The following is a 25,961-nucleotide window of genomic DNA, read 5'->3' on the forward strand; positions in this document are numbered from 1 at the left end:
GCGCTGCCGTTCTGCCTGCTCTTCCTCGTCTTCACGGCGTGGCCGGTGCTGCAGTCGCTGTTCATGAGCTTCACCGACACCAGGTCCCGCGACCTGCGGACGCCGTTCGCGGTGGACGTCGTCGGGCTCGAGAACTACGCGAAGGCGTTCTCCGACCCCGTCTTCCGCAAGGCGATGCTCAACACCGCGTACTTCGTCGTCGTGGGCGTCCCGCTCACGCTGTTGATGGCCCTCGCCGCAGCGGTGGCGCTGGACCGGGGCATCCGCCGGCTGCGCGGCCTGTTCCGGCTCGGCTTCTACACCCCCGTCATCACCTCGATCGTCGCGGTGGCCGTGGTCTGGCGGTTCCTGCTCGAGCGCGACTACGGCCTCATCAACACCGCCCTCGGCTGGGTCGGCATCGACGGGCCCAACTGGCTCGGCGACCCCCACTGGGCCATGCCCGGGCTCATCCTCATGGCCTCCTGGCGCAACTTCGGCACCGGCATGATCATCTTCCTCGCCGGGCTGCAGGCCGTGCCGTGGATGCTCCACGAGGCCGCCGCCATCGACGGTGCCGGGGCCTGGCGCCGGTTCCGCCACATCACCCTGCCGCTGCTGCGCCCGACGATGCTGTTCGTCTCCGTGACGACCGGCATCGGCTACCTGCAGTTCTTCGAGGAGCCGTTCGTCATGACCAACGGCGGCCCGCTCAACAGCACGATCTCCATGTCCATGTACACGTACCGGCAGTTCGGGTTCGGCAACTACGGGCTGGCCGCGGCGATGAGCTACATCATCTTCGTCATCGTCGCCGTCGTCACCGCGATCCAGTTCCGGCTGCTGCGAGAGAACACGTGAGGACGTCATGACCCGGACCCGTTCCCAGTGGTGGCTCTACATCGTCCTGACCCTGGCGCTGCTCGCCGTGATCGCGCCGTTCGTGTGGATGGTGCTCGGCAGCTTCAAGACCCAGGGCGAGCTGCTGCAGAACCCGCCGACATGGTGGCCGCAGGCAGCGACGCTCGACAACTACACGCGCCTGTTCTCGCGGCTCAACTTCTCGCAGTACTTCGTCAACTCGACGGTCGTGGCCGTCGCCGTGACCGCCGGCAACCTCATCTTCTGCTCGATGGTCGGGTACGCGCTGGCGATGCTCGACTTCCCGGGTCGCCGGGCCCTGTTCCTCCTCGTGATGGGCACCCTGCTCATCCCCGGGGTCGTGACCTTCGTGCCGCTGTTCGTCCTGGTGACCAACGTCGGCCTGTCGAACAGCCTGCCGGGTCTGATCCTGCCGTTCCTCGTCAGCCCGTTCGGCGTCTTCCTCATGCGGCAGTACATCAGCGGCCTGCCCCGCGACCTGCTCGACGCGGGCCGGGTCGACGGGGCGAGCGAGCTGCGCATCTTCGGCCGGATCTTCCTGCCGCTGTGCGGGCCTGCCCTCGCGACGCTCGGGATCCTCACCTTCCTCGGCTCGTGGAACAACTTCCTGTGGCCCCTCGTCGTCGCGCAGGAGGAGAGCAAGTACACCCTCCCGGTCGCCCTCGCCCTCTACTCCAAGGGCCAGAACTCCACGCAGTACGGCCTGCTCCTCGCCGGGGCGACTGTCGTGGTCATCCCCGTCCTCGCGATCTTCCTCGCCTTCCAGCGCCGCTTCATCGAGGGCATCGCCACCACCGGCATCAAGTGACCGACCTCCACCAGTGAACGCACCGTGACCGACACCGGCCCCCTTCGGGTGGCCCGGTGAACCCCCACCGAACGGAGCTCCACCTCATGGCACAGACGGCACCCCTCCACGTCCCCTCCCGCCGACAGCTGCTCGTCGGCGTCACGGCCACCGCGGCCGTCGGCCTCACCGCCGGCCGCGCGGCCGCGACCCCCACCCTCGCCGGGGCCACCAAGGGGGCTCCGGCCTTCGTACGCGGGGCCGCCACCTCCACCGCCGCCCAGCAGGACCGGGTACGCCGCTGGGCCGCGGACACGTGGCACAGCCTGGTCGCGATGACCGACCCGGGGACCGGCCTGCCGGCCGACAACATCAGCGAGGGTCTCACCGCCGGCGACCGCTCCGGGTACACCTCGCCGACCAACATCGGCGGCTACCTCTGGTCCGCCGTCGTGGCTCGTGAGCTCGGGATCATCTCGCGCGGCGAGTGCACCCGGCGCCTGCTGCAGACGCTGCACACGCTGTCGCGGATGGAGCACCACGAGCCGAGCGGCATGTACTACAACTGGTACGACGAGGCGACGGGCGCCAAGCTCACCGCGTGGCCTGGGACCGGCGACCGGGTCTACCCGTTCCTGTCCAGCGTCGACAACGGCTGGCTCGGCGCCGCCCTGCGGGTCGTCATGTCGGCTGATCCCGGCGCTGCCCCGGTGGCCGGTCGGCTGTTCGGCCGGATGCGCTGGGACATGTTCTACGACAACGACACCGCGCACCCCGGGGTGCGTCCCGGCGGCCTCATCCACGGCGGGTTCTACGACGCCCCGCCGCCGCCCGGGTTCTCCGGTTACACCGGCAACCACATCGGCTCGGGCCCCGACGTCTGGTACACCAACCACCACTACGACACCACGGTCTCCGAGACCCGCATCACCAGCTACCTCGGTATCCTCACCGGGCAGATCCCGGGTGAGCAGTACTACGCGATGTGGCGCACCTTCCCCGAGACCTGCGACTGGGCCTGGCCCGAGATGCAGCCCGTCGGCGAGCACCGCACCTACCTGGGCCTCGACGTCTACGAGGGCGCCTACACCTACCGCGGCATGCACATCGTCCCCGGCTGGGGCGGGAGCATGTTCGAGGAGCTCATGCCCGACGTCTTCGTGCCCGAGTCGAGCTGGGCGCCCCGCAGCTGGGGTCTCAACCACCCGCTGCACGTCCGGGCCCAGCGCGAGCACGGGCTGCTCGAAGCGGGTTACGGCTACTGGGGTATCTCGCCGTCGAGCGACCCGTTCGACAACTACCGCGAGTACGGCGTGGACCAGCTCGGCATGAACCCCGACGGCTACTTCTCGGACAAGGAGAAGACCAACGTGGACGCCGGGTTCGGCGACTGCCGCGAGGGCACCAACCCCCACCCCGCCTTCGGCGACGGCGTCGTCACGCCGCACGCGTCCTTCCTCGCGATGATGCACGAGCCCGCCGAGGCGTTCGCCAACCTGGCGAAGATCGAGGACGAGCTCGGGGCGTACGGTGCGGGTGGCTTCTTCGACGCCGTGGCCGTCCGGTCGGGCACGATCGCACGCCGCTTCCTGTCCCTCGACCAGGCCATGGTCATGGGCGCCATCGGCAACGTGCTGGGGGACAACGTGATCCGACGCGCCTTCAGCACCAGGGACGTCGAGCGCGCCCTGCGCCCGGTCATCGGGCTCGAGGAGTTCGGCGCGGGCCGCGCCTGACGACCCCACCGCCACACCCCACCACCACTGAGAGGAACCGATGCAGCCGGAACGCCAGACCTCACCCGAGGGGGTCGCCTACCGCGACCTCAACGGCAACGGCCGGATGGACCCCTACGAGGACCCCCGGCTGCCCGTCGAGGAGCGCGTCGAGGACCTCCTGGGCCGCCTCTCGCTGGAGGAGAAGGCGGGGCTGATGTTCCACACCGTCATCGAGGCGGGGACCGACGGCACGGTGCTCGAGCACCCCGGGGCCATCAGCAAGTCGCCGACGAGCGAGGTGGTGCTCAGCAAGCACCTCACGCACTTCAACGTGCACGCGCTCGACGACGCCCGGATGGCGGCCCGGTGGCACAACGCGCTGCAGGCGCTGGCCGAGCAGACGCCGCACGGCATCCCGGTGACCGTGTCCACCGACCCGCGGCACGCGTTCATCGAGAACGCCGGGGTCTCCTTCACCGCCAAGGCGTTCTCGCAGTGGCCCGAGCCGCTCGGCCTCGCCGCGCTGCGGGACGCCGAGGCCGTGCGCGCGTTCGGCGACATCGCCCGGAAGGAGTACCGCGCCGTCGGGATCCGGGCCGCCCTGCACCCGACGCTCGACCTCGCCACCGAACCGCGCTGGGCGCGGCAGGCCGGGACGTTCGGCCAGGACCCCGACCTCGTGACCGAGCTCGGCGTCGCCTACCTCAAGGGATTCCAGGGGGAGGCGCTCGGCCCGGACAGCGTCGCGTGCACCAGCAAGCACTTCCCGGGCGGCGGCCCGCAGAAGGACGGCGAGGACGCGCACTTCCCCTATGGCCGCGAGCAGGTCTACCCCGGGGACCGGTTCGGCGACCACCTCAAGCCGTTCCCGCCGATCATCGAGGCAGGGACCGCGGCGATCATGCCCTACTACGGGATGCCGGTCGGGCTGGTGCTGGGCGGCGAGCCGATCGAGGAGGTCGGGTTCGGCTACAACCGCCAGATCGTCACCGGCCTGCTGCGTGAGCAGCTCGGCTACGACGGTGTCGTCGTCACCGACTGGGAGCTCGTCAACGACAACCACGTCGGCGACCAGGTGCTGCCGGCCAGGGCGTGGGGGGTGGAGCACCTCGACCCGCACGGGCGGATGGAGCTGATCCTGCACGCCGGCGCGGACCAGTTCGGCGGTGAGGAGTGCGTCGAGATCCTGCTCGAACTCGTCAAGGAGGGGCGGGTGACCGAGGAGCGCATCGACGAGTCGGCCCGCCGCCTGCTCGCGGTGAAGTTCCGGCTCGGGTTGTTCGACGACCCCTACGTCGACGAGGACCTCGCCGCCACCACGGTGGGACGCGAGGACTTCCGCGAGGCGGGGTACGCCGCGCAGGCCCGGTCCGTGACGGTGCTCCAGGACGGCTCCGGCGACCTCGCCCCCGTCCTGCCGCTGGCTCGTGGCCGGAAGGTCTACGCGGAGAACGTCTCGGACGAGGCGCTGGCCGCGGTCGGCACCCGCGTGGCGACCCCCGAGGAGGCCGACGTCGCCCTGGTGCGGCTCATGGCGCCGTTCGAGCCCCGGTCGGACCTGTTCCTCGAGTCATGGTTCCACCAGGGCTCGCTGGACTTCCCGCCCGGCCTGGTGGCGCGGCTGGCCCGCGTCGCAGCCCACTGCCCGCTGGTCGTCGACGTCGTCCTCGACCGGCCGGCGGTGCTGACCCCGCTGCTGACCTTCGCGAGTGCGGTGGTCGGCAGCTACGGGACGTCGGACGCAGCGCTGCTCGACGCCCTCACCGGCACCATCCCACCCGTGGGGCGGCTGCCTTTCGACCTGCCGCGCTCGATGGAGGACGTCCGGCGCAAGGGCGAGGACGTCCCGGGGTTCGCCGACCCCCTGTTCCCTTTCGGCCACGGGCTCGCCCTGCGCGACCCCTCCTGAGACCACCGGGCCCCGACCTGCCGACCCCCTGCTGCAGCGTCGGGGCCCGGTGCCCCGCGTCCCGGCACGCTCCCGGTCCGTCCGCCCGTGTCGGGTCTACCCAAGGCAGGCCCCGTCCCCTTATGTTTAAGCCGTGAACCCATCCACGGCGGCCCCTGGCTCGCAGGCGTCGCTGCGTGAAGCCAACCGGCTCCGCGTGCTCGAGGCCCTGCGCGACCAGGGTGCGATGACCCAGGTGGAGATCGCGGGGTTCACCGGCCTCAGCCCGGCGACGGTCTCCAACGTCGTCAAGGACCTCGACGCCGTGGGGGCGGTCGAGCTCGAGCCGAGCATCCGCAACGGCCGTCGCGCCGTCCTCGTCTCCCTGGCCACGGGGAACACGCTGCTGGCCGGCATCGCCTTCGGCGACCGCGACGTGCGGGTGGCGATCGGCACCGGCCCGCGCGACATCATCGGCCGCCAGCGCATGCCGCTGCCCGCGGACCACGCCGCCGACGAGGGGATGGAGCGCGCCGTACGCCTGCTGCTGGACCTGGTCGAGAAGGCCGGCAAGACCATGGGCGACGTCCGCGCGGTCGGCGTCGGCATCCCCGCGCCCGTCGACCGGGTGTCAGGCCAGGTGGGCAGTGAGAGCATCCTCCCGGGGTGGCGAGGGGTCGCTGTCGGGCAGGAGATGGCCGGGCGGCTGCAGGCGCCGGTCGACGTCGACAACACCTCCAACCTCGCAGCGCTGGGCGAACTGAGGTGCGGCGTGCTGCAAGGGGTTCAGCACGGTGTCTACATCAAGCTGTCGCACGGCGTGGGCGCCGGGCTCATCCTCGACGGCGACATCTTCCGCGGTGCTGCGGGCACGGCGGGGGAGATCGGGCACCTGACGATCGACGAGAACGGTCCGGTCTGCCGGTGCGGCAACCGCGGCTGCCTCGAGACCTACATCGGGTCGCGGGGGCTGCTCGAGTCGCTTGCCGCCTCGCACGGCCCCCTGAGCCTGCGCGACGTCATCCACCGTGCCCTCGCCGGGGACGCAGGCTGCCGCCGGGTGCTCGAGGACGCCGGACGCCACCTCGGGGTGGCCGTCGCCGGGGTGGTCAACCTCGTCAACCCCGAGGTCGTCGTGCTCGGGGGGCAGCTCTCCAAGGTGGGGGCGATCATCACCACGCCCATGCGCGCCTCACTTGAGCGCTGCGCCATACCCAGTGCGACCGCCTCGCTGGTCGTGCGCCTCGGGGAGCTCGACACGGACGCCGACGTCGTGGGCGCGCTGGTGGCTGCCGGGGCCCTGCTGCCCGCCACCGAGGGCGCGCTGGTCAGCCCTGTGGTCACGTCTTGAATTCAACTCTTGACGTCAATGGGGTTGCGGCGCTTAACTCGACCCACGCCCGCACCACCGTGGATGCCGGTGTCTGACCAAGGGAGTTCAGCAATGCCCACCCGATCCATTCGTCTCACCGGGGCCGCTCTCGTGGCTGGCCTCGGCATCGCGACCCTCGCCGCCTGTGGCGGCAGCGGCTCCTCCTCCGACAGCAGCTCGTCCTCCGGCGGCGGTGGCGGCAGCGCCAAGAAGATCGCGCTCCTCCTGCCCGAGTCCAAGACGACCCGCTACGAGACCTTCGACCGGCCGCTGTTCCAGGCCGCCGTCAAGAAGGACTGCGCCTCGTGCTCGATCATCTACAGCAACGCCGACCAGGACGCGAGCAAGCAGCAGCAGCAGGCCGAGGCCGCGCTGACCCAGGGCGCCAACGTCCTGGTCCTCGACCCGGTCGACGGCAAGGCCGCAGCGGCGATCGCCGCCAGTGCCAAGAGCCAGGGCGTCCCCGTCATCGCCTACGACCGCTTCATCGCCGGTGTCGACTACTACGTGTCCTTCGACAACGAGACCGTCGGCAAGATCCAGGCCCAGACGCTGGTCGACATCATCAAGAAGGGCGGCAAGACCTCCGGCGACATCGTCATGATCAACGGCTCGCCCACCGACCCCAACGCCGCCAGCTTCAAGAAGGGCGCGCACAGCGTCATCGACTCGAGCGGCTTCAAGGTCGCGGCCGAGTACGACACCCCGGACTGGAGCCCCGACAAGGCGCAGGCCTGGATGGAGGGCCAGATCTCGGCCGTCAAGGGCAACCTCGTCGGCGTCTACGCGGCCAACGACGGCACTGGTGGCGGCGCCATCGCCGCCCTCAAGGCCGGCGGCGTCAAGCCCCTGCCGCCCGTCACCGGCCAGGACTCCGAGCTCGCCGCCATCCAGCGGATCCTCGCGGGCGACCAGGCGATGACCATCTACAAGCCGGTCCCGCCGGAGGCCGAGGCCGCAGCCAAGGCCGCGATCGCCCTCGCCAACAAGCAGAAGCCGGCGTCGACCAAGGACGTCGAGGGTGTGCCGTCGACGATCCTCGACCCGATCGCCGTCACCAAGGACACCGTCAAGGACACCATCGTCAAGGACAACGTCTACAAGGTGGCCGACATCTGCACCGGCTCTTTCGCTGCCGCGTGCACCGCGGCAGGCTTGAGCTGACCCGTCTCCCGTGGGTGGGGCGTGCCGATGCGGCCGTCCCACCCACGGGCTCACTGCGTACCCCGTCGTCCCGCCCCGCGGCGGGCGGCGGGACCGCACCGCGACCGCCCTCGCTCGGCGTCGCAGCCCCACCCGGAACCACCTGAAGGACTGACATGACCGCGACCCTCTCGCCGGCGACGACAGCCGTCCTGTCGCTGTCCGGTGTATCGAAGCGCTTCGGCGCAGTGCAGGCGCTCAAGGACATCGACTTCGACGTCCACGCCGGGGAGGTCGTCGCCCTGGTGGGTGACAACGGCGCGGGCAAGTCGACGCTCGTCAAGACCATCGCCGGCGTCTACACGCCCGACGAGGGCGCGATGACCTTCGACGGCCTGCCGGCCTCGGTGTCGAGCCCGGCGGAGGCGCAGGAGCTCGGGATCGCCACGGTGTTCCAGGACCTGGCGCTCTGCGACAACCTCGACGTCGTGGCGAACCTGTTCCTCGGCCGCGAGCTCTACACCGGCCGCGCGCTCGACGAGGTGACCATGGAGCAGGAGTCGTGGCGGCTGCTGCGCCAGCTGAGCGCCAAGATCCCGTCGGTCCGCATCCCCGTCGCCAGCCTCTCCGGTGGCCAGCGCCAGACCGTCGCGATCGCCCGCTCGCTGCTCGGCGCGCCGAAGGTCGTGATGCTCGACGAGCCGACGGCAGCCCTCGGTGTCGCGCAGACGGCGGAGGTGCTCAACCTCGTCGAGCGGCTGCGCGAGAACGGCCTCGGCGTCATCCTCATCAGCCACAACATGTCCGACGTCATGGCGGTCGCCGACCGCGTCAACGTGCTGCGGCTCGGCCGCAACAACGGCGTCTTCAACGTCAGCCAGACCAGCAGCCAGGAGATCATCGCCGCCATCACCGGGGCGACGACCAACGCCGTCTCGCAGCGGGCCGCCCGCCGCGAGTCGCAGGAGGAGCAGTCATGAGCGCGTCCACGCCGACCCCCGAGGCGCAGGCTCCCGCCGACGCCACCGCCGCACTGCCCGCCGACCTGCAGGACGAGCGCCTCATCGCCTCCCAGGGCATCGGTGGCTTCCTGCGCGTCTTCCTCTCCCGCCTGCGCAGCGGTGACCTCGGCTCGCTGCCGGTCGTCGTCGGGCTCATCGTCATCTGGGGCGCGTTCCAGATGCAGAACAGCGCCTTCCTCTCCAGCCGCAACCTGGTCAACCTCACCCAGCAGAGCGCCGCCACCGGCACCATCGCCCTCGGCATCGTGCTCGTGCTGCTGCTCGGCGAGATCGACCTGTCCGTCGGGTCGATCAGCGGTCTGTCAGCGGCCATCCTCGCAGTCGGGTTCGTCGGCCACGGCTGGTCGCTGCCGCTGGCCATCCTCGCCGCGATCGCCTCGGGTGCGGTCATCGGAGCGGTCTACGGGCTCCTCTACACGCGCTTCGGGGTGCCCAGCTTCGTCATCACCCTGGCCGGTCTCCTCGGCTTCCTCGGCCTCCAGCTCAAGGTCCTGGGCCAGGAGGGGTCGATCAACATCCCGTTCGACTCCGGCCTGGTCAAGTTCGCGCAGGCGAGCTTCCTGTCCGACGCCGCCGCCTACGTCGTCGTGGTCGCCGCGGTAGCGGTGTACGCCGCCACGCGACTGCGCTCCAACCAGCGTCGCGCGGCTGCCGGGCTGTCCACGACCCCGGTGGTCACCCTCGCCGTGCGCGCCGTCGCGCTGCTCCTGCTGTTGGCCATCCCGGTCTACATCCTCAACCGCGACCGCGGCGTCTCCTACATGTTCCTGCTGTTCGTCGCCCTCGTCGTGGTCTTCGACTTCGTGATCCGGCGCACCCGTTGGGGCCGCTCGGTCCTGGCCATCGGCGGCAACGTCGAGGCCGCCCGCCGTGCCGGCATCAACGTGCGCGCCGTCTACGTCTCGGTGTTCGTGTTCTGCTCGTCGCTGGCCGCCCTCGGTGGCCTCCTCGCAGCGGGGCGCCTCGCCGCAGCCAACCAGAGCAGTGGTGGCGGTGACGTCAACCTCAACGCCATCGCTGCGGCGGTCATCGGCGGCACCAGCCTCTTCGGCGGTCGTGGCACGGCGTACTCGGCCCTGCTCGGGATCCTCGTGATCCAGTCGATCTCCAACGGCCTCAGCCTGGTCAACCTCGGGTCGCCCGAGCGCTACATGATCACCGGTGGCGTCCTGCTGCTCGCGGTCATCATCGACTCGCTGTCCCGTCGGAGCCGGGCCTCGCACGGCCGCGCCTGACCCTGCGCGCCCGATTCCGACAGACGAGCGCGGCGCCACACCTCGACGGTGTGGCGCCGCACTCGTGTTCCAGCGGTTCGTGCTTCAGCGGGTGTGCGTGAGCGGTTTGGTCTGCGTCAGCGGGCTGCCTGCGCCTGGGCCTGCTTCGCCTGGCGTGCCGACCACATCCGGTCTGCGGCATCGATGCTCGCCCGGCTCGACAGGTCGACACCGGCGCGCTTCGCCGCCGCCTTCATCTGCGGTGACCCGAGGTCGGGCGCGCGGAACTCCTTCGGCGTGATGGAGGCGTCAGTCGCGGCATACCGGCGCTGTTGCGTCGCAAGGCGGTCCGCGCTCTGCGACGCGAGGCGGAGGGTGGTCGCCGTGGACCTGAAGGCGCTGCCGGTCAGCGGCGTGCTGACCGTGGGGGCGTAGCCGTCGCGGTGCCCGGCGATGTTGGGGTGGTAGCTCTCCGTGATCGGGTTGGAGAGCCCGTTGAGCCACTCGGGGCTGTCGCAGACGGCGTGGCCGACGAAGCGGCTCGTCGGGTTGGCGAAGGTGAAGCCCTTCCCGGACGCCTGGGCCGAGGTCTTGCTGTTGAGCAGGTCGGCCATCGCGTTGAGGCGCGTCTCCTCGGCGGGGGAGAACCACGTGAACGCGTTGCAGTCCTCGCCCATGAAGATGCGCGGGTAGCCCACGACGACCACCTTGGCGTTCGGCGCCTTGGCCCGGATCGACGAGTACAGCGTCGAGAGCCGGGCGGGCAGGACGTTGTCGATGATGTACTGCGCGTCGTCGATGGCGCCGTTGCAGTCGCTGGCCCAGCCGGGCTGGGCGCACTCGGTGAGGACGTCGGCGAACCCGGCGTCATTGCCGCCGACGGAGATGCTCACCTTCGTCGTCGAGGCCGAGAGCGCGCTGAGCTGGGTGCTGGTCACGTCTGCGACGGTGGCACCCGAGCAGGCCCGGAAGTTCAGGGTCAGGCCCTTGCTCGCCGCGATGAGCGAGGGGTAGGCGTACACCGACCGCTGGCACGACGTGCCGTCATTGATGTAGGACCGCGTCCCCGTTCCGGACGAGTACGAGTCGCCTAGTGCGACATAGGATCCCGCGGCCTGCGCGGGTAGTGCTGTAAGAGTCAGCGCAGAGGCGGCCCCCAGTGCCGCGATCGCGCCGAACGTCCGGGTCATCGCCATTGACATCTCCCCTGCGGTTCGGTGTGACGGTGCTCGCACAGTAGGACCGGGGGGTGGCCCATGACGGTTCGGCGCCGAACCCTTGCCAACTTCTTACCGCGCCATGACCGGCGCGGTCGGCGACGGAGCGGCCCTGCGAGACTGGCCGCATGTGGCGCGAGTTGGTGGTGGCGGTCGTCGCGGGCCTTTTCGTCACCTGGCTGGCGGTGGTCGCAGCCCTGCTGGTCGTGCGGCCGCGCGGGTCGCTGTTGAAGGAGTCGGTGCGCCTGCTCCCGGACCTGTTGCGGCTGCTGCGGGACCTGGCCGCCGACCGGAGCCAGCCGCGCGGCGTCCGCGTCCGGCTGGCGCTGCTCCTCGGCTACCTCGCGCTGCCGTTCGACCTCGTCCCCGACTTCCTGCCGGTCATCGGCTACGCGGACGACGTGGTGGTGGTCGTCTGGACGCTCCGGTCGGTCGTCCGGGTGGTGGGCCTGTCCGAGCTGCGGCGGCACTGGCGCGGGACCGACGACGGCTTCGAGGCCCTGCGCAAGGTCGCCGGCCTCCCCGGGTAGGAAGGACGGACGTCCCACGACGGGCGTCCAGCCCCACGAGCACCCTGACCAGCGGAAACGAACGCTCCACCGGTGGCGCCGTACCGGGATGTGACATAGGAAGGACACCGGCGGTGCGACGACGCCCGTCACCCGAGACAGAGGGAGCAGAGCCATGAGCGAGACCCCCAGCAGCCCCACCGACGACCTGAGTGCCGGCGAGGGCCAGGCGGACGGCGGCGCCAACCCCGGCGGCCAGGACGGCGGTGCGGACGGTGGCGCGGACGGCGGTGCTGACGGTGGCGCCGACGGTGGCGCCGACGGCGGTGCGGACGGTGGCGCCGACGGCGGTGCGGACGGCGGAGCTGACAGCGGTGCCGAGGGCCCGGCTGACGGCGGGGCGGACCCCGGTGGCCACGACGGTGGTGCCGACGGCGGCGCCGACGAGGTCGAGCGCGGTCTCTGACCTCGTCGTACGACCACTGCCGACTTTGCGCACATGACCGCCACCCGAGGCTCGGTGGCAGGGTCCGGGGTGCCCGCTCTCCCGAGCGGGCACCCCGCCCTTCGCCGACTCGTCGCCACGGACCCCGACGCCTTCGCCCGCGACCACTGGGGTGTCGAGCCGCTGCTCACCCGCAGCGCTGACCTGCCGTCGTCGTTCGACGACCTCTTCTCCGAGGCGGCCGTCGACGAGCTCGTGTCGCGGCGCGGGCTGCGCACGCCGTTCCTGCGCATGGCCAAGGGCGGCTCGACGCTGACGGACCGCAGGTTCACGCGCAGCGGTGGCACCGGGGCCGGCATCGCCGACCAGGCCAGCGACGAGGACGTCCTGCGCGAGTTCGCCGACGGCGCCACCCTCGTCCTGCAGGGCCTGCACCGCACGTGGGAGCCGGTCGTCGACTTCGCCCAGCAGCTGGCGGCCGACCTCGGGCACCCCACCCAGGTCAACGCCTACATCACCCCGCCGCAGAACACCGGCTTCAGCGACCACTACGACGTCCACGACGTCTTCGTGCTGCAGATCTCGGGCGAGAAGCGTTGGCGCATCAGGCCGCCCGTGCACCCGCGGCCGTTGCGCGACCAGCCCTGGACCGACCGCCGTGAGGCGGTCGAGCTCGCTGCGCAGGCCGAGCCGCTGGTCGAGACGACCCTGGCCCCGGGTGACTGCCTCTACCTGCCGCGCGGCTACCTCCACTCGGCCACGGCCCTCGGGGGCGTGAGCACCCACCTCACCATCGGGGTCCACACCTGGAACCGGCACCACCTCGCCCAGGAGCTGGTGTCCGCCGCCCTGGCCAGGGCGGCGCAGGACCCCGAGGTGCGGGCGTCGCTGCCGATGGGCGCCGACCTCTCCGACCCGGCCGCCCTCGGGGCCGATGTCGAGCTGGTCCGGGCGGCCCTGGCCCGCGCCCTCGAGGACGTCGACGCCGCCGACCTCACCGCGGCCATGGTCGCCGCCTCGCGCGGCTCCCAGCGCGCCGCACCCATGGGCCCGCTGGCCCAGCACGCGCTGGCCTCCTCCCTGCGCGACGACACCGCCCTGGAGGTGCGGCCGCACCTCGCGCCGACCCTCACCCCCGCGAGCAGCGGAGGGGCCGTCCTGCGCAGCCGGGCCGGCACCGTACGCGTGGACGAGGGCGACGTGGCAGCGGTCCGGTCGTTCCTCGAGGTGGGCACCGCGACGGCTGGTCACCTCGGTCTCGACCTCGCCCGCCGCCTGGTGCTGGCCGGTATCGCCGTGGCGGCGTGACCGCCGACCACTGCGCCACCGAGGCCCGGCTGCGAGCAGACCCCCTGCAGGGCTCCGCAGCTCGGGCGCAGCGGTGGCTGCTCGTCGAGCACCGTGGGCCGTGGGCCGTCAGGGCGCTCGACAGCACCGGCCTGTCCGGTGGGGTCGCGACCGCGCTGCACGAGGCGGCACTCGCGACACGGGGACGGGTGCTGCTCATCCGGCGCACCGGTCGGCGGCCACGCCGGGCGGTGCAGCAGTGGGCCGTGGTCGACCACGACGGCACCCAGCAGTGGGGCACCTGGCGCCGGCCGGAGGACCTGCTCCGCGCCGCCGAGGTGATGCTCGACGGGCCGGCCCCGCCAGCGCATGCCCGGCCGCCCCAGCCCCTCGTGCTCGTGTGCACCCACGGGCTCCACGACACCTGCTGCGCGGTCCGTGGGCGACCGGTCGCCGGGGCGCTCGCCGCCCGCTGGCCGGACCACACGTGGGAGTGCACGCACGTCGGCGGCGACCGGTTCGCGCCCAACGTGCTCGTGCTGCCCGACGGCGCCTGCTACGGCAACCTCGACGAGGACTCGGCCCAGGAGGTGGTGGCGGCCCACCTGCGGGGCGTCGTCACGGCTGCCCACTTCCGCGGGGTCTCGACCGAGCCGCCGGCGGTGCAGGCGGCGCTGTCCGCCGCGTTCACGCGGTACCGGCCCTGCGGCCTGGGCGACGTGCGGTCGGTGACTGCGGACCGGACCGGTGACGCCACCTGGACGGTCACGCTGCACGGGCGCGGACGGCTCCCCCTGCTCGTCCAGGCGGACGTCCGTCGGGTCGCGGCTCCCGCCGAGCTGCTGACCTGCCGCGCGCAGGCGCCGTCGTCGGCGTTCCGCTACGTCGTCGACGCGCTGCGCATCCCGTCGGCCGAACAGGCACCCTGACCGTCGCGCCGGTCGGCCCGACCGCCCGTCAGGGGGCGGGCGCGGCCACGCGTTCGGTCGACGGCTCGGTGGAGGCCGAGCAGGTCCGCGGCTCCGCGGTGGGAGTCGAGGTCGCGTCGCCGACCGGCGCCAGTGCCGGCGGTGCCGACTGCTCGATCCGCGACCCGTTGATCAGGGTGACGTCGTCATAGGCCGGCCGGCCCTCGATGACGTTGCGGAACTGGTAGCGCGTCAGCGAGGCGATCCGGCAGTCCTCCCCGAACGCGGCCACGTCGAACGCGGACGGCTGCCCGGTCAGCTCTTCGCCCTGGGCGCCGGCGAGGAAGTGGCTGAACGGTCCGCCGCCGGTGAAGGTGCCCACGCCGATCGTGTTGCCCTCCAGGCGATCGCTGTGCAGGTGCCCGTGGATCTTCACACCGGCCGCCTCGATCGCGCTCACCGCCCCGGGCTCGTGCCCGACGACGACGTCCGGCGCGGGCAGGTCGGCCATGGCCGCGGTGAACCGGGCGGCGGGTCCCTTCTGCTTGGCGGCGTTGTCGCGGTTGTCGTCGCCGAACCAGCGGGGGTCGTTGAACCCGGCGATGCGGACCCCGCCGATCGTCTGGACGGTGTAGCTGTCGGCGTCGGGCTCGAGCAGGACGACGTTGGGGACCTTGGCCAGGGCCTTGAGCACCTCGGTGTCGGTGGCCGAGCGGGCGTCGTGGTTGCCCTTGACGAAGAGGTAGGGCACGCCGAGGGAGCGGATGCCGTCGAAGAGTCCCGCCGCCTGCGCCTCGGCCACGGTGCCGAAGTTGACGAGGTCGCCGCTGTCGATGACGGCGTCGACGCGCTCCTGCTCGACGATGGTCTTCATCAGGGCGTACTGGTTGCCGCCGTGGATGTCGGAGACCAGCAGGAGCCGCGCGGCGACCGGCCGGCCGAGGGCCTGGGGCGCGTACTTGTCCTGCAGCGCCGACGACAGCGCGAGCAGGTTCTTCAGGTAGGGCGTGGTCTGCTCCGCCCGCGTCTCGACCCCTTCCAGGAGGTCGGCGTTGCGCTGCACCGCACCGAGGATGCCGGTGGTCGTGAACCGGTCGAGGCGTTCGGGACGGTAGCCGAAGCCGATGCTCGCGAACGTCACCCCGCACGCCACCACCCAGCACGCGGTGACGGTGGCGAGCCGACCGGGCCGTGGCAGGTGCCGGGCCCAGCCGGCGTAGGCCCCGACCGCGAGGAGCACCACCAGGAGGGCGCCACCGGCGAACCGCCAGGCCAGCCCGATGGCCGCGTGGCGCGCCGCCGCCTCGAGCTCGAGCGGCCCGGGCTGCAGCGAGCGCACCGAGATGTTGGGCCGGGACAGCAGGTCGGTGATGTGCTCCTTGACGTGCACGTTGGCCAGTACCCCGGGCGTGGGGACCGGCGTCGCGAAGTCGAGGTGGATGTCGCCGAAGACGGTCGGGCTCTGGATCGTGCCGATGTCGTGCGGGTCCACTGACAGCCGCAGCGTGGCGCCGTAGTTGAGCGTGTCGACCGACGTGGGGAACAGGGTGGTCGCGGCGACCCCGCCGACGACGCACCCCACGAACAGTGCGAGGAGCGCCGTCACGCGGACGACGGTGCGCCGTGGAGCTCCCCGGCGCAGACCACCCCCGCGCCGTGGAGGGTCCGCGGGCGTGCTCACCCACCCACCGTAACCGTCGAGCGGTCGGAGGATCGGCTGCCTACCCTGTCCGGTATGCCGCGAACCCTGGGACCGCTGGACGGGCGAGACTTCGCCGCCGTGCTCTTCGACATGGACGGGACGCTGATCGACTCGATCCCCGTGGTGGTGCGCAGCTGGCTGCGGTGGGCCGACGAGGAGGGTGTGGACCCGCGCCGGCTCGTTGGCTTCCACGGCGTCCCGGCGCGGGGCATCGCCGAGCAGCTGCTGCCGCCCGAGCGGGTCGACGCCGCCGTGGCGCGCATCGAGGCCATCGAGACCGCCGACACCGACGGCATCACCATCCTGCCCGGGGCGCTCGACGCCCTGGCCGCCCTCACCGGCGACCTGGACCTCTGCGCGATCGCCACCTCGTGCACCCGGGTGCTGGCCGACGCCCGGATCGCGGCCACCGGCCTCCCGGTCCCGCGGGTGGTCGTGACCGCGAGCGACGTCGACCGGGGCAAGCCGCACCCCGACCCGTTCCTGCTGGCGGCGCAGCGACTCGGGGTCGACCCCGCTCACTGCCTCGTCGTCGAGGACGCCCCCGGCGGCCTCGAGGCGGCCCGGGCGGCCGGCTGCGCCACCCTCGCCGTGACGACCACCACCGAGCCCGCTGACCTGGTCGCCGACGCGGTCGTGGCGACCCTGGCGGAGGTGCGGTTCGCCCCGGCCGGCGGCCGGGTTCGACTGACGGGCGTCGTGGCCGCCGCGTAGGTTGGCCGGCATGGACGCTGACGTCATCGTCGTGGGCGCCGGCCTCGCCGGCCTCGTGGCCACCGCCGAGCTCGCCGACGCCGGCCGCCGCGTCGTGGTCCTCGACCAGCAGGGCCCGGCCGACCTCGGTGCGCAGGCCTTCTGGTCCTTCGGCGGCCTGTTCCTCGTGGACAGCCCGGAGCAGCGACGCATGGGGATCAAGGACTCCGCAGAGCTGGCGCTGCAGGACTGGCTCGGCTCGGCCGGGTTCGACCGGGCGGCCCCCGGCCCCGACGGCCGCCACGGCGAGGACCACTGGGGTGAGCAGTGGGCGCGTGCCTACGTCGACTTCGCCGCCGGGGAGAAGCGTCGCTGGCTGCACGACCAGGGCATGCGCTGGTTCCCGGTCGTCGGCTGGGCCGAGCGGGGCGACGGCACCGCCTCCGGCCACGGCAACTCGGTGCCGCGGTTCCACGTCACGTGGGGCACCGGCCCGGGGGTCCTCGAGCCCTTCCTCCGGCGGGTCCGCGAGCACGTCGCCTCCGGTCGCGTCGAGCTGCGCCACCGCCACCGCGTCGACGAGCTGGTCACCCATGACGGCGCGGTCACCGGGGTGCGCGGCACCCGTCTGGTGGCCGACGAGGCCGAGCGCGGCCACCCGACCTCCCGCGAGGCCGTCGGCGACTTCGACCTCAGCGCGCAGGCAGTGGTCGTGACCAGCGGGGGTATCGGCGCCGACCACGACCTCGTGCGCGCCAACTGGCCCGCCCGGCTGGGTACCCCGCCGGAGCACATGCTCACCGGCGTCCCCGCCTACGTCGACGGACGGATGCTCGCGATCACACAGGACGCGGGCGGGCACCTGGTCAACCGAGATCGCATGTGGCACTACGTCGAGGGCATCGAGAACCACGACCCGGTGTGGCCCTCCCATGCCATCCGGATCCTGCCCGGGCCGAGCTCGATGTGGTTCGACGGCAACGGAGACCGGCTGCCGCCACCGCTGTTCCCCGGGTTCGACACCCTCGGGACGCTCGCGCACCTGCGCGGCACGGGGCACGACCACAGCTGGTTCGTCCTCACGAGCCGGATCATCGGCAAGGAGTTCGCGCTGTCGGGCTCGGAGCAGAACCCCGACCTCACCGGAAAGTCGGTACGCGACGTCCTCGGCCGCGCCCGGGCCGACATGCCCGCGCCGGTGCGGGCGTTCCTCGACCGCGGGGCCGACTTCGTGAGTGCCGACACCCTCGGCGAGCTCGTCGACAAGATGAACGCGCTCACGCCGCACGCCCCGCTCGACCGCCACCACCTCGAGCGCCAGATCGTCGAGCGCGACCGCCAGCTCGACAACGACTTCGGCAAGGACGCTCAGGTGACCGCCCTGCGCGGCGCCCGCCGCTACCGGGGTGACCGGCTGATCCGCACCGCCGCCCCGCACCGCATCCTCGACCCGGCCGCCGGGCCGCTGATCGCCGTCCGGCTGCACGTGCTCACGCGCAAGACCCTCGGCGGGCTCGAGACCGACCTGTCCGCGCGGGTGCTGTCGGCATCCGGCGAGCCGGTGCCGGGCCTGTACGCCGCCGGTGAGGTGGCGGGGTTCGGCGGCGGTGGGCTGCACGGCTACCGGGCGCTGGAGGGGACCTTCCTCGGCGGCTGCATCTTCTCCGGCCGGGTCGCCGGCCGCGCCGCGGCCGCAGCCGTCGGGTGACGCACGGCAGGGCCATCGCGTCCGCTCTCGGGCGGTGCACCGTTCGGCCGGTCAGCGGCTGAAACGGCCCATGACGTAGCGCCGTGGGCGCTAGCCTCCCTGCGTCATACGAGGGGGGAGCCGCTGTGGGCGTGCTGTTGCGGGTGCTGGGACTGCAGGCTCTGGTCGCCGTCATCGAGCGGGCCTCGCCCCGCGCAGGAGCGGTGGCTGCGTTCCTCACGGTCCTGGTGGCCAACCTCGCGCCCCTGTACGCAGTCGCGACCGGTACCTGGCTCGCGGGTGACGTGCTCATCGCGTTCTGGCTCGAGAACATCGCCGTCTACTTCTGGCTCGTGTTCCAGGCGTTGACCGCGACGCGGCTCTACGACAAGCCGGGAGCCGTGTCCTTCCGCTCTGGCAGCGAGGTCACGCCGGTGACCGGTGAGGCGGCGCGGTGGATCGCCGTCGTAGGCCTGACGGGGATGCTGGGCTTCGCCTCGGTGTTGCACGGGATGTTCGCGATCTCGCTGGCGATGACCACCGGGACGCGCGGCACCCTGGCGAGCTTCCTGGTCCTGTTCGCCGTCGTGTGGTCGAGCCACGGCGTCGCCACGATCCTGCCCTGGATCGGTGGCGGCCGCCGGCACGACCCTGATGCGACGGCCGTCGGTGCCGACTCGAAGCGCCGGCTCGCAGTGCTGCACGTCTCCCTCATCGCCACGTTCGCCTTCCTGCAGCTCACCGGTGGGATGAAGTCGCTCAACGCCGCGGTCGACCTGGGGTTCGGGGACTTCTTCCACGGCGGGCCGCTTCCGCAGGCGCCGACCATGAGCCTCGTCCCGGCGGTGGTGCTCATCGGCACCAAGCTCTTCGTCGACGTGCTCGGGCTCCTCGACCCCCGACCGAGCGGGTCCGTGTCGGCCCGCCGGGCTGAGGCAGACTCCACCGCATGACCGACGACGTGGCCGGAGCGCCCGGGCGCTCACGCCCCCAGCCGCCGCGCGCACGGTTGCTGGACGACCGCGACTTCCGGCTCTACTGGCTGGCCCGCACCGTGTCCGTCGGCGGCTCGCTCATCACCGTGGTCGCGATGCCGGTGCTGGTCTACACGCTCACGCGCTCACCGGGCCTGACGGCCGTCGTCACCACCCTCGACGCGCTGCCCTACCTGTTGATGGGCCTGTTCGCCGGCGCCCTCAGCGACCGGTGGAACCGCAAGCGCGTCATGGTGACCGCCGACCTCGCCAACGTCGTCGTCATCGGCTCGGTCCCGGTGGCCCACTGGCTGGGCGTGCTGACGATCCCGCACGTGCTCCTCGCGGGGTTCGTCGCGCAGAGCCTGTTCACGTTCTTCGACGGCGCCAACTTCGGTGCCCTCCCCGTCCTCGTGGGGCGTGAGCGGGTCGGGGACGCGAACGCCGCGATCTGGGGCGTGGGCGGGGTTCTCGACCTCGTCGTCCCGGCCGGTGTCGGGCTGGCGCTCGCAGTCGCGCACCCCTCGACCCTGCTCGCGCTCGACGCGCTGACGTTCCTGGTGTCGGCGCTGCTGGTGCGGGCGATCCGCCGTGCGCTGTCCTCGACCCGCGACAGCCTCGAGCCGCTGCGTCCCGCGGTCGTCCTGCGCGACGTGCGGGAGGGGGTGCGGTTCCTGTGGCGGCACGAGGGCGTCCGCTCCAACACCGTCATCGGCGGCCTGCAGTCGATCGCCGGGGCCGGGTTCGTCGCGCTGTTCGTGCCGTGGGCCGACCAGGTGCTGCACATCGGCACCTCCGGCTGGCGGTTCGGCCTGGTCTTCGCCGTGTGGGGTGTGGGAGGAGTGCTCGCCTCGGCCCTGGTGCCGAGGCTGCTGCGCAGGTACCCCGTCGCGAAGGTGACGCTCGGCGCCATACCTGTCTCCGCACTGGCCGGCATCGCCACCGCGCTCGCCCCGGGGTGGGTCCTCGCGAGCGTGGGCATGGTGGTCTGGGGCGTTGCCTACCAGCTCGTGCTCGTCACGTCGCTGACCTACCGCATGCAGGAGACTCCCGAGCACCTGCTCGGCCGGGTCAACACCGCCGGCCGCATGCTGTCGTGGGGGCTGGGCTGGACGCTCGGCTCGGTCGCGGGCGGTGCGCTGGCCGCGGCCACCGCGGTGCGTCCTGCCATGGTGACGCTGGTGTGCGTCGGGCTGCTGGCGGCGGCCTTCGCGTGGACGTCGCCGCTGCGCCGGATCGCCGCGACCCAGGCGGTCACCGGCTAGAGGTCGTCGCGCCGGGGTGGCTGCGCGAGGTGGCTGCCGACTAGAGGTACTGGCCGGTCGGGCCGCCCTCGCCGAGGTCGGGGCGCACGCCGGGCACACCCGGGCCCGGCTGCTCGGGGTGGCCCGGTGGCAGGGCGCGACGCATCTGCGCGAGCTGCTGCTGGGCTGCCATCTGCTGGGCGAACAGCGCGGTCTGGATGCCGTGGAACAGGCCCTCCAGCCACCCCACGAGCTGTGCCTGGGCGATGCGCAGCTCGGCGTCGGTCGGGGCGTGGCCCTCCTCGAACGGCAGCGCGATCCGCTCGAGCTCCTCGATCAGCTCGGGCGCGAGGCCGTCCTCGAGCTCCTTGATCGAACGGCGGTGGATCTCCGCGAGGCGCGCGCGTCCGGCCTCGTCGAGCGGGGCGTTGCGCACCTCCTCGAGCAGCTGCTTGATCATCGAGCCGATCCGCATCACCTTGGCCGGCTGCTCCACGAGGTCGGCCGGGTTGGTGGGCCCGTCCTCCTCGCCGTCGTGCGGGTGCACGCCCATACCGTCCTGGGTCACCACGACGACGCGCGGCTGGTCACCGCCGTCGGAGGGCGCGTCGTCAGGGGAGTTCGGCGTGAGGGAGCTCATGCGTCCATCCTGCCCCAGTCTGTCGGTGGGGTACCTCGCGCCTTGGGGCGGCGGGCTTTCGGGCCATGGGCCGAAAGCTCGGGGCGGGTACGCCGTACGGGGTGTGGAAGCGGGCGATGGGCCGAAAGTTCGGGGTTGGGTACGGCCTACGGGGTGGGGAAGCGGCCCATGGGCCGAAAGTTGGGAGTCGGGTACGGCGCGGGGCTGGGTGCGGCGCAGGGAGGGGGCAAGTGGTCCACCGTGGATGCGGGCCCCCCGACCGGCACCCACGGTGGACCGGCTCAGTCGGCTCGTCGCGTCATCGCGGGAGCCTTGCGGATGGCGGCGTACGACAGCAGCGCCGCCACCAGGGGCACGCCCACGACCACCGCGGCCAGCGGCAGCCAGGGGATCTCGATGATCGGGGCGCGGTGGACCTCGACGCCGGTCGCGGGGTCCCAGCTCTGGCTGGTGAGGGGGTAGGTCAGCGCGATGCCGGGCACCAGCCCGACGGCGATGCCGAGGACCGCGCCGATGAGGGCGACCACCGAGGCCTGCGCGGCCGCCAGCCGTCGACGTGTACCTCGCGTGGCCCCGACCGCGGCGAACGTCCCGAGGTCGGCCCGCTGCTCCGCCAGCGACAGGGCGGTCGAGATGAGCGTGACGATGAGCAGCAGCAGGGCGAACCCGCCGAACAGCGCCAGCATCACGACCCGGTCGTCGCGCTGGAACCCGCGCTCGACGTAGGCCTCGCCCTCGTCGCCGACCGCCTCGGACAGGGCGTCCTGGTCGGCGCGGCTGATGGCGCCGTCCGGGTCGCGCAGCAGCACCGTCTGCCCGGACACCGACCAGCCGCGGGCGCGGGCGGTGTCCGTGCTGACGAGGGCGCCCAGGCTCTGGCCGTCGAACGGCAGCGCGCCCCCGGCGGCCGGCAGCGAAGCCACGCGCATGGGCCCGGGCTTCTGCATCCCGGTGTCGGGGTCGGTGGTGTAGCTGCCGGTGGCGACCTGCGCCGTGCCGGCACGGACGAGCTTCGGGTCGTCGAGCAGGATGCCGCCGTCGGCGACGACCGACTTCTGGGCGGCGGACAGCCAGGGCGCGGACGCGAGGTCGGCGGCCGACAGGACACCGACCTGGCGCATCCCGATGCTGCCCACGACGTTGCACACGAGCGAGGGGTCGGGCCGGGCCCCGGGCGCGCCGGGCAGCGCCCCCCCGGCGTCGACCATCCCGGCCGGCCCACCGTTGATGGTCTGCTCGGGCGTGCAGCCGGGCGGGACGACGTTGATCACCGGTAGGGGGTCGGTGTCCGTCATGCCCATACCGGACGCCTGCACCACCCCGAGGGGGCTGACCACGAGGTGGGGGGTGACACGGCGGACGATCTGCACCGCGCGGTCAGCGATGGCGTTGCTGTCGACCTCCTGGCCGTTGCCCGACTCCGCGGCCGCGTCCGACGGGTAGTAGTTGAAGAAGCCCTCGCCGGCCGCGGCCCGGGGCTGGTACTCCCGGCGGCGCTGCTCGGTGTCGCTCGCGAGCCCGATGCTGAACATGGTCAGGGCGATGGTGCCGGCGACGATCGCCGTGACCGTCGGGACGGACCGGGTACGGTGCCGGGCCGCGTCACGGGTGGCGAGGCGCGGCGCCACGGGCAGGCGGGCGGCCAGCCGACCGGCGCCGACGAGCAGGAGCGGCACGAGCAGCAATGCGCCGAGCACCAGGGCCAGCCCCGTGGCGACGATGGGGATCTCCCGCTGCTCGGTGCGGACCGCCCAGAGCAGCCCGGCGCCGCCGGCGACGGCGACCACCGCACCGAGGACGGGCGCCACCTTGTTGAGCCGCGGGGAGACGCTCTGTCCGCGCATCACGCCGACGATGTCGAGGCGACCGAGCCGGGCTGCGGGGATCATCGCGGCGACGAGGGCGCTCAGCACCGAGCACACGACCACGAAGGAGACGGCAGCCACGGGCAGGTCGAAGTAGCGGTGGGTCGTCCACGGCCGGTGGTGCACCCACCACAGCTGGGCGAGCCGCAGGGCCCCGACGGCCAGGACGGCCGACACGACGGCACTGGCCGCGCCGAGCACAAGGGCCTGGGCGAGCACCTTGCGGCGCAGCTGGCGGGTCTCGGCGCCGTTGCTGGCGGCGAGGGCCAGGGTGCGGCGCTGACGGGAGGCGCTGACCGCGAACGCCGGGGCCACGAGCAGCGTGGTGACGATGAAGAGCATGACGGCACCGACTGCGACCAGGACGCGCAGCTGGTCCTGCTGGTAGCCGTTGAGCTGGCGCAGCTCCGGGGGCAGCTCGGCGTCGGTGGGCGGGTGCCGGACGACGTCGGCGCTGAAGACGCGCAGCCCGTAGGGATTGAGCTGCTCGACCTCGGCGTAGGTGACCGGGGTGTCGCGCAGCACGAGCCACTGCCACGAGTAGAGCGTGTCCTGGGCGATGGGCTCGGTCGTGACGACGTCGGGCATGCCGCCCCAGCCGTTGAACGCGCTGGCGGTGCCCACCACGGTGACGGGGTACTCCGTGCCCCCGCTCACGAGGGTCGCCTCGCCGGAGGTGGGCATGCCGCGGCTGATGCCGTACGGCGTGACCACGACCTCGCGTGCGCTGGTCGCCCAGCGACCGCTCAGGAGGTGGGCCTTGTCGCCCCAGGGCTTGGACGTGTCGAGCACCATGAGGTCGGCGCTGACGGACCGGTCGCCGACTCGGTGGCGCAGGGAGGTCGTGCCGACCCGGGCCACCTCGCCACCGGTGAGCCGCTGGATCGCGGCGACGTTGGACGGCGCGCCCGAGCTGACGTCACGGTCGAAGCCAGGGATCGCCTTCGCCGCGCGGTCGGCCTCGCCGAAGGACATCGCCTGGTCGGGGTCGGCCCCCTGCTGGAGCGACCGGTTGTCGGGCCCGCTGACCGCCGCCCGGGCCGGCCCCAGCGCGAGCGGGACGCGGTCGGTGCCGGTGACCGTCTCCGACGAGGCGAAGGTGGCGATGCCGACGAGGAGGCCGGTGGGCAGCGCCACCATGACGAAGACGAGGATGCTGCGCCCCCGGTGGCGGCGGGCGTCGCGCCAGGCCATCCGGAGGGCGACGCGCCACGAGGCGCGCCAGCGGGCGAACCGCGAGCCGGAAGGGCCGCCGTCGGGACGCTCGGGGACAGAGCTCTGGGCGCGGGGCGGGGTGAGGGTGGTCATGTCCGCGCTCAGAGCGCCGGGTCGAGCAGGGCCTCGGCGGTCTGCGCCGAGCCGGTGCTGTCGACGACGACCCCGTCGCGGAGGAAGACGACCCGATCGGCCCAGGCGGCGTGCCGGGCCTCGTGGGTGACGAGCAGCCCTGCGGCCCCGTCGTCGCAGCGCTCGCGCAGCACCCGCAGCACGCCCTCGCCGGTGTGGGAGTCGAGCGCGCCCGTGGGCTCGTCGGCGAGCACCAGCCGGCGGTCGCCGACCAGGGCCCGGGAGATGGCGACCCGCTGCTGCTGGCCGCCGGACATCTTGTCGGGGTAGCGGTCGGCCAGCTCGGCGACGCCGACGAGCGTCAGCGCCTCCAGGGCGAGCTTGCGGGCCCGGCCCACCCGCTGCCCGTCGAGCTCGAGCGGCAGGGCGACGTTCTCGACGGCGGTGAGCGAGGGGATGAGGTTGAAGTCCTGGAAGACGAACCCCNTGAGCACCTGCCCGCTGGTCGCCGAGTCGAGGCCGCCGGCGAGGTTGAGCAGCGTCGACTTGCCCGAGCCGCTGGGGCCCATGACCGCGACCAGCTCGCCCGCGTGGACGTCGAGGCTCACCCCGGCCAGGGCGCGCACCGCGGTGGAGTCGGTGCCGTGCACCCGGACCACGTTCTCCAGGCGCAGGATCGGGTCGCCGGTGCGTGGTGCGCTGCCGGACGTGCCGAACGGTGTCTCGATGGTCTTCACTGGGCCCCCCTGGGCGTCGTCGTGGTGGTGCGGTGCGGTGCCGACGAGCTCCCGGCCGGGCCGAGCCCCTCGTCGTCGGCGGTGGGTACGGTGCGTGCTGCCCGGCGTGGCCGGCTCGCCTCGCGGACGAGGCGGGCCTCGACGTGGTCGAGCCAGCGGACCTCGGCCTCGGCCGAGTAGATGAGGTTCTCCAGCACGAGCAGCCAGGCGAGGTCGACGTTGCCGTCGCCGCCCTCGGCCGACTCGCGGTGGGTGGTGGCGCGCTGCTTGAGCCGGGTGAGGTCCTGCAGGTGGCGCAGCGTCGCGGTGCGTTGGGTCTGCACGACCCGGTGGACGTCGACCCCCTCGACGGTCACGGCGAGGGCGAGCTTGATGACGAGCTCGTCACGCGGGGTGGTCTCCCGGTCGACCGGTGACAGCCACCACTGGGCGACCTCGGCCCGACCGGTGCGGGTCAGCCGGTAGGAGATGCGGCCCTCGTCGTCGGCGCCGACCTCCTCCACGAGCCCGTCACGCTCGAGCCGGGCCAGCGTCGTGTAGACCTGCCCGACGTTGAGTGGCCAGGTGCCACCCGTGCGTGCCTCGAACTCCGAGCGGAGCTGGGCGCCGTACATCGGCTGCTGCGCGAGCAGTGCGAGCAGTCCCTGCCGGACCGACATCGGTGCCCCTCTCGGTGAGGGGTGGCGGCCCGGCGCGGGTGCCGGGCCGCCGTGATCCCCCTGCGGTGTCCCCTATACCGGGTATTCCTCCCGGTGAGAGGA

Annotated in this window: 21 protein-coding genes and 2 pseudogenes; 16 read left to right on the forward strand and 7 right to left on the reverse strand. The window is 72.6% G+C overall.

Annotated features, from left to right (window positions below):
• The 8 genes and pseudogenes from ASG70_RS12910 to ASG70_RS12945 form a co-directional block, all read left to right on the forward strand.
• Nucleotides 1-840: pseudogene (locus ASG70_RS12910) on the forward strand (carbohydrate ABC transporter permease); the annotation flags it as partial.
• 7 nt (nucleotides 841-847) lie between these two features.
• Nucleotides 848-1,669, forward strand: a complete 822-nt coding sequence (locus ASG70_RS12915; protein ID WP_056884269.1) for a carbohydrate ABC transporter permease — start codon at nucleotides 848-850, stop codon at nucleotides 1,667-1,669.
• A gap of 86 nt (nucleotides 1,670-1,755) precedes the next feature.
• The gene (locus ASG70_RS12920) at nucleotides 1,756-3,384 is read left to right on the forward strand and encodes a glucoamylase family protein (RefSeq protein ID WP_056884460.1); all 1,629 of its coding nucleotides are present in this window, start codon (nucleotides 1,756-1,758) and stop codon (nucleotides 3,382-3,384) included.
• Nucleotides 3,385-3,424: 40 nt separating this feature from the next.
• The gene (locus ASG70_RS12925; protein ID WP_056884270.1) at nucleotides 3,425-5,275 is read left to right on the forward strand and encodes a glycoside hydrolase family 3 protein; all 1,851 of its coding nucleotides are present in this window, start codon (nucleotides 3,425-3,427) and stop codon (nucleotides 5,273-5,275) included.
• Nucleotides 5,276-5,408: 133 nt separating this feature from the next.
• Complete coding sequence (locus ASG70_RS12930) at nucleotides 5,409-6,605, forward strand: ROK family transcriptional regulator (protein WP_082590738.1); 1,197 nt, start codon at nucleotides 5,409-5,411, stop codon at nucleotides 6,603-6,605.
• A 93-nt stretch (nucleotides 6,606-6,698) separates the two neighbouring features.
• On the forward strand, nucleotides 6,699-7,790 hold the full coding sequence (locus ASG70_RS12935) for a sugar ABC transporter substrate-binding protein (RefSeq protein ID WP_056884271.1): 1,092 nt from the start codon (nucleotides 6,699-6,701) through the stop codon (nucleotides 7,788-7,790).
• 155 nt (nucleotides 7,791-7,945) lie between these two features.
• Complete coding sequence (locus ASG70_RS12940; RefSeq protein WP_056884272.1) at nucleotides 7,946-8,749, forward strand: ATP-binding cassette domain-containing protein; 804 nt, start codon at nucleotides 7,946-7,948, stop codon at nucleotides 8,747-8,749.
• Complete coding sequence (locus tag ASG70_RS12945) at nucleotides 8,746-10,026, forward strand: sugar ABC transporter permease (RefSeq protein ID WP_056884273.1); 1,281 nt, start codon at nucleotides 8,746-8,748, stop codon at nucleotides 10,024-10,026. Before ASG70_RS12940 ends, ASG70_RS12945 begins: the two co-directional genes overlap by 4 nt.
• Nucleotides 10,027-10,142: 116 nt before the next feature.
• On the opposite strand, the gene ASG70_RS12950 is transcribed toward ASG70_RS12945, so the two are convergent.
• Nucleotides 10,143-11,201, reverse strand: a complete 1,059-nt coding sequence (locus ASG70_RS12950) for an SGNH/GDSL hydrolase family protein (RefSeq protein WP_056884274.1) — start codon at nucleotides 11,199-11,201, stop codon at nucleotides 10,143-10,145.
• Nucleotides 11,202-11,350: 149 nt separating this feature from the next.
• Between ASG70_RS12950 and ASG70_RS12955 the strand changes: the two genes are divergently transcribed.
• The 4 genes from ASG70_RS12955 to ASG70_RS12970 all read left to right on the forward strand — a co-directional run bounded on the left by ASG70_RS12955 (nucleotide 11,351) and on the right by ASG70_RS12970 (nucleotide 14,392).
• Nucleotides 11,351-11,752: a YkvA family protein gene (locus ASG70_RS12955; RefSeq protein ID WP_056884275.1), complete on the forward strand. Its 402-nt coding sequence runs from the start codon at nucleotides 11,351-11,353 to the stop codon at nucleotides 11,750-11,752.
• Between the two features lie 154 nt (nucleotides 11,753-11,906).
• The gene (locus tag ASG70_RS12960) at nucleotides 11,907-12,197 is read left to right on the forward strand and encodes a hypothetical protein (RefSeq protein ID WP_056884276.1); all 291 of its coding nucleotides are present in this window, start codon (nucleotides 11,907-11,909) and stop codon (nucleotides 12,195-12,197) included.
• Between the two features lie 33 nt (nucleotides 12,198-12,230).
• Nucleotides 12,231-13,484: a JmjC domain-containing protein gene (locus tag ASG70_RS12965; RefSeq protein ID WP_056884277.1), complete on the forward strand. Its 1,254-nt coding sequence runs from the start codon at nucleotides 12,231-12,233 to the stop codon at nucleotides 13,482-13,484.
• Nucleotides 13,481-14,392, forward strand: a complete 912-nt coding sequence (locus ASG70_RS12970) for a sucrase ferredoxin (protein WP_056884278.1) — start codon at nucleotides 13,481-13,483, stop codon at nucleotides 14,390-14,392. The genes ASG70_RS12965 and ASG70_RS12970 overlap by 4 nt, the downstream gene beginning before the upstream one ends.
• Nucleotides 14,393-14,420: 28 nt before the next feature.
• Here the strand turns inward: ASG70_RS12970 and ASG70_RS12975 are convergent, their stop codons facing one another.
• Nucleotides 14,421-15,977 (reverse strand): metallophosphoesterase, encoded by a 1,557-nt coding sequence (locus tag ASG70_RS12975; RefSeq protein ID WP_056884279.1) that lies wholly within the window; start codon nucleotides 15,975-15,977, stop codon nucleotides 14,421-14,423.
• Between the two features lie 129 nt (nucleotides 15,978-16,106).
• On the opposite strand from ASG70_RS12975, the gene ASG70_RS19355 reads away from it, so the two are divergent.
• The 4 genes from ASG70_RS19355 (at nucleotide 16,107) to ASG70_RS12995 (ending at nucleotide 20,692) form a co-directional block, all read left to right on the forward strand.
• A complete protein-coding gene (locus ASG70_RS19355) occupies nucleotides 16,107-16,787 on the forward strand; it encodes an HAD-IA family hydrolase (protein ID WP_056884280.1) in 681 nt (226 codons plus the stop codon).
• A 10-nt stretch (nucleotides 16,788-16,797) separates the two neighbouring features.
• The gene (locus tag ASG70_RS12985; RefSeq protein WP_056884281.1) at nucleotides 16,798-18,474 is read left to right on the forward strand and encodes an FAD-binding dehydrogenase; all 1,677 of its coding nucleotides are present in this window, start codon (nucleotides 16,798-16,800) and stop codon (nucleotides 18,472-18,474) included.
• A gap of 125 nt (nucleotides 18,475-18,599) precedes the next feature.
• Entirely contained in the window at nucleotides 18,600-19,406 is an 807-nt protein-coding gene (locus tag ASG70_RS12990; protein WP_056884282.1) for a DUF6498-containing protein, read from the forward strand.
• Complete coding sequence (locus ASG70_RS12995) at nucleotides 19,403-20,692, forward strand: MFS transporter (protein WP_056884283.1); 1,290 nt, start codon at nucleotides 19,403-19,405, stop codon at nucleotides 20,690-20,692. Before ASG70_RS12990 ends, ASG70_RS12995 begins: the two co-directional genes overlap by 4 nt.
• A gap of 40 nt (nucleotides 20,693-20,732) precedes the next feature.
• Here ASG70_RS12995 and ASG70_RS13000 read toward each other — a convergent pair whose 3' ends face one another.
• From ASG70_RS13000 to ASG70_RS13015, 5 genes and pseudogenes are all read right to left on the reverse strand, one after another.
• Complete coding sequence (locus ASG70_RS13000; protein ID WP_056884284.1) at nucleotides 20,733-21,311, reverse strand: bacterial proteasome activator family protein; 579 nt, start codon at nucleotides 21,309-21,311, stop codon at nucleotides 20,733-20,735.
• A 281-nt stretch (nucleotides 21,312-21,592) separates the two neighbouring features.
• Nucleotides 21,593-24,484: an ABC transporter permease gene (locus ASG70_RS13005; RefSeq protein WP_056884285.1), complete on the reverse strand. Its 2,892-nt coding sequence runs from the start codon at nucleotides 24,482-24,484 to the stop codon at nucleotides 21,593-21,595.
• A gap of 8 nt (nucleotides 24,485-24,492) precedes the next feature.
• The coding region (locus ASG70_RS13010; protein WP_235531494.1) for an ABC transporter ATP-binding protein at nucleotides 24,493-24,949 on the reverse strand (457 nt) is incomplete at its 5' end.
• 1 nt (nucleotide 24,950) lies between these two features.
• Nucleotides 24,951-25,191 (reverse strand): annotated as a pseudogene (locus ASG70_RS20035) (ATP-binding cassette domain-containing protein); the annotation flags it as partial.
• A 5-nt stretch (nucleotides 25,192-25,196) separates the two neighbouring features.
• Entirely contained in the window at nucleotides 25,197-25,859 is a 663-nt protein-coding gene (locus tag ASG70_RS13015; protein ID WP_056884286.1) for a PadR family transcriptional regulator, read from the reverse strand.
• Nucleotides 25,860-25,961 lie beyond the last annotated feature (102 nt).

It is taken from the genome of Phycicoccus sp. Soil748 (assembly GCF_001428025.1).
GTDB lineage: Bacteria > Actinomycetota > Actinomycetes > Actinomycetales > Dermatophilaceae > Pedococcus.

Coding starts and splice junctions, on each gene's coding strand:
- ASG70_RS12915 (WP_056884269.1), top strand. CDS start 848: ATGACCCGGACCCGTTCCCAGTGGTGGCTCTACATCGTCCTGACCCTG.
- ASG70_RS12920 (WP_056884460.1), top strand. CDS start 1,756: ATGGCACAGACGGCACCCCTCCACGTCCCCTCCCGCCGACAGCTGCTC.
- ASG70_RS12925 (WP_056884270.1), top strand. CDS start 3,425: ATGCAGCCGGAACGCCAGACCTCACCCGAGGGGGTCGCCTACCGCGAC.
- ASG70_RS12935 (WP_056884271.1), top strand. CDS start 6,699: ATGCCCACCCGATCCATTCGTCTCACCGGGGCCGCTCTCGTGGCTGGC.
- ASG70_RS12940 (WP_056884272.1), top strand. CDS start 7,946: ATGACCGCGACCCTCTCGCCGGCGACGACAGCCGTCCTGTCGCTGTCC.
- ASG70_RS12945 (WP_056884273.1), top strand. CDS start 8,746: ATGAGCGCGTCCACGCCGACCCCCGAGGCGCAGGCTCCCGCCGACGCC.
- ASG70_RS12950 (WP_056884274.1), bottom strand. CDS start 11,201: ATGGCGATGACCCGGACGTTCGGCGCGATCGCGGCACTGGGGGCCGCC.
- ASG70_RS12955 (WP_056884275.1), top strand. CDS start 11,351: ATGTGGCGCGAGTTGGTGGTGGCGGTCGTCGCGGGCCTTTTCGTCACC.
- ASG70_RS12960 (WP_056884276.1), top strand. CDS start 11,907: ATGAGCGAGACCCCCAGCAGCCCCACCGACGACCTGAGTGCCGGCGAG.
- ASG70_RS12965 (WP_056884277.1), top strand. CDS start 12,231: ATGACCGCCACCCGAGGCTCGGTGGCAGGGTCCGGGGTGCCCGCTCTC.
- ASG70_RS19355 (WP_056884280.1), top strand. CDS start 16,107: ATGCCGCGAACCCTGGGACCGCTGGACGGGCGAGACTTCGCCGCCGTG.
- ASG70_RS12985 (WP_056884281.1), top strand. CDS start 16,798: ATGGACGCTGACGTCATCGTCGTGGGCGCCGGCCTCGCCGGCCTCGTG.
- ASG70_RS12995 (WP_056884283.1), top strand. CDS start 19,403: ATGACCGACGACGTGGCCGGAGCGCCCGGGCGCTCACGCCCCCAGCCG.
- ASG70_RS13000 (WP_056884284.1), bottom strand. CDS start 21,311: ATGAGCTCCCTCACGCCGAACTCCCCTGACGACGCGCCCTCCGACGGC.
- ASG70_RS13005 (WP_056884285.1), bottom strand. CDS start 24,484: ATGACCACCCTCACCCCGCCCCGCGCCCAGAGCTCTGTCCCCGAGCGT.
- ASG70_RS13015 (WP_056884286.1), bottom strand. CDS start 25,859: ATGTCGGTCCGGCAGGGACTGCTCGCACTGCTCGCGCAGCAGCCGATG.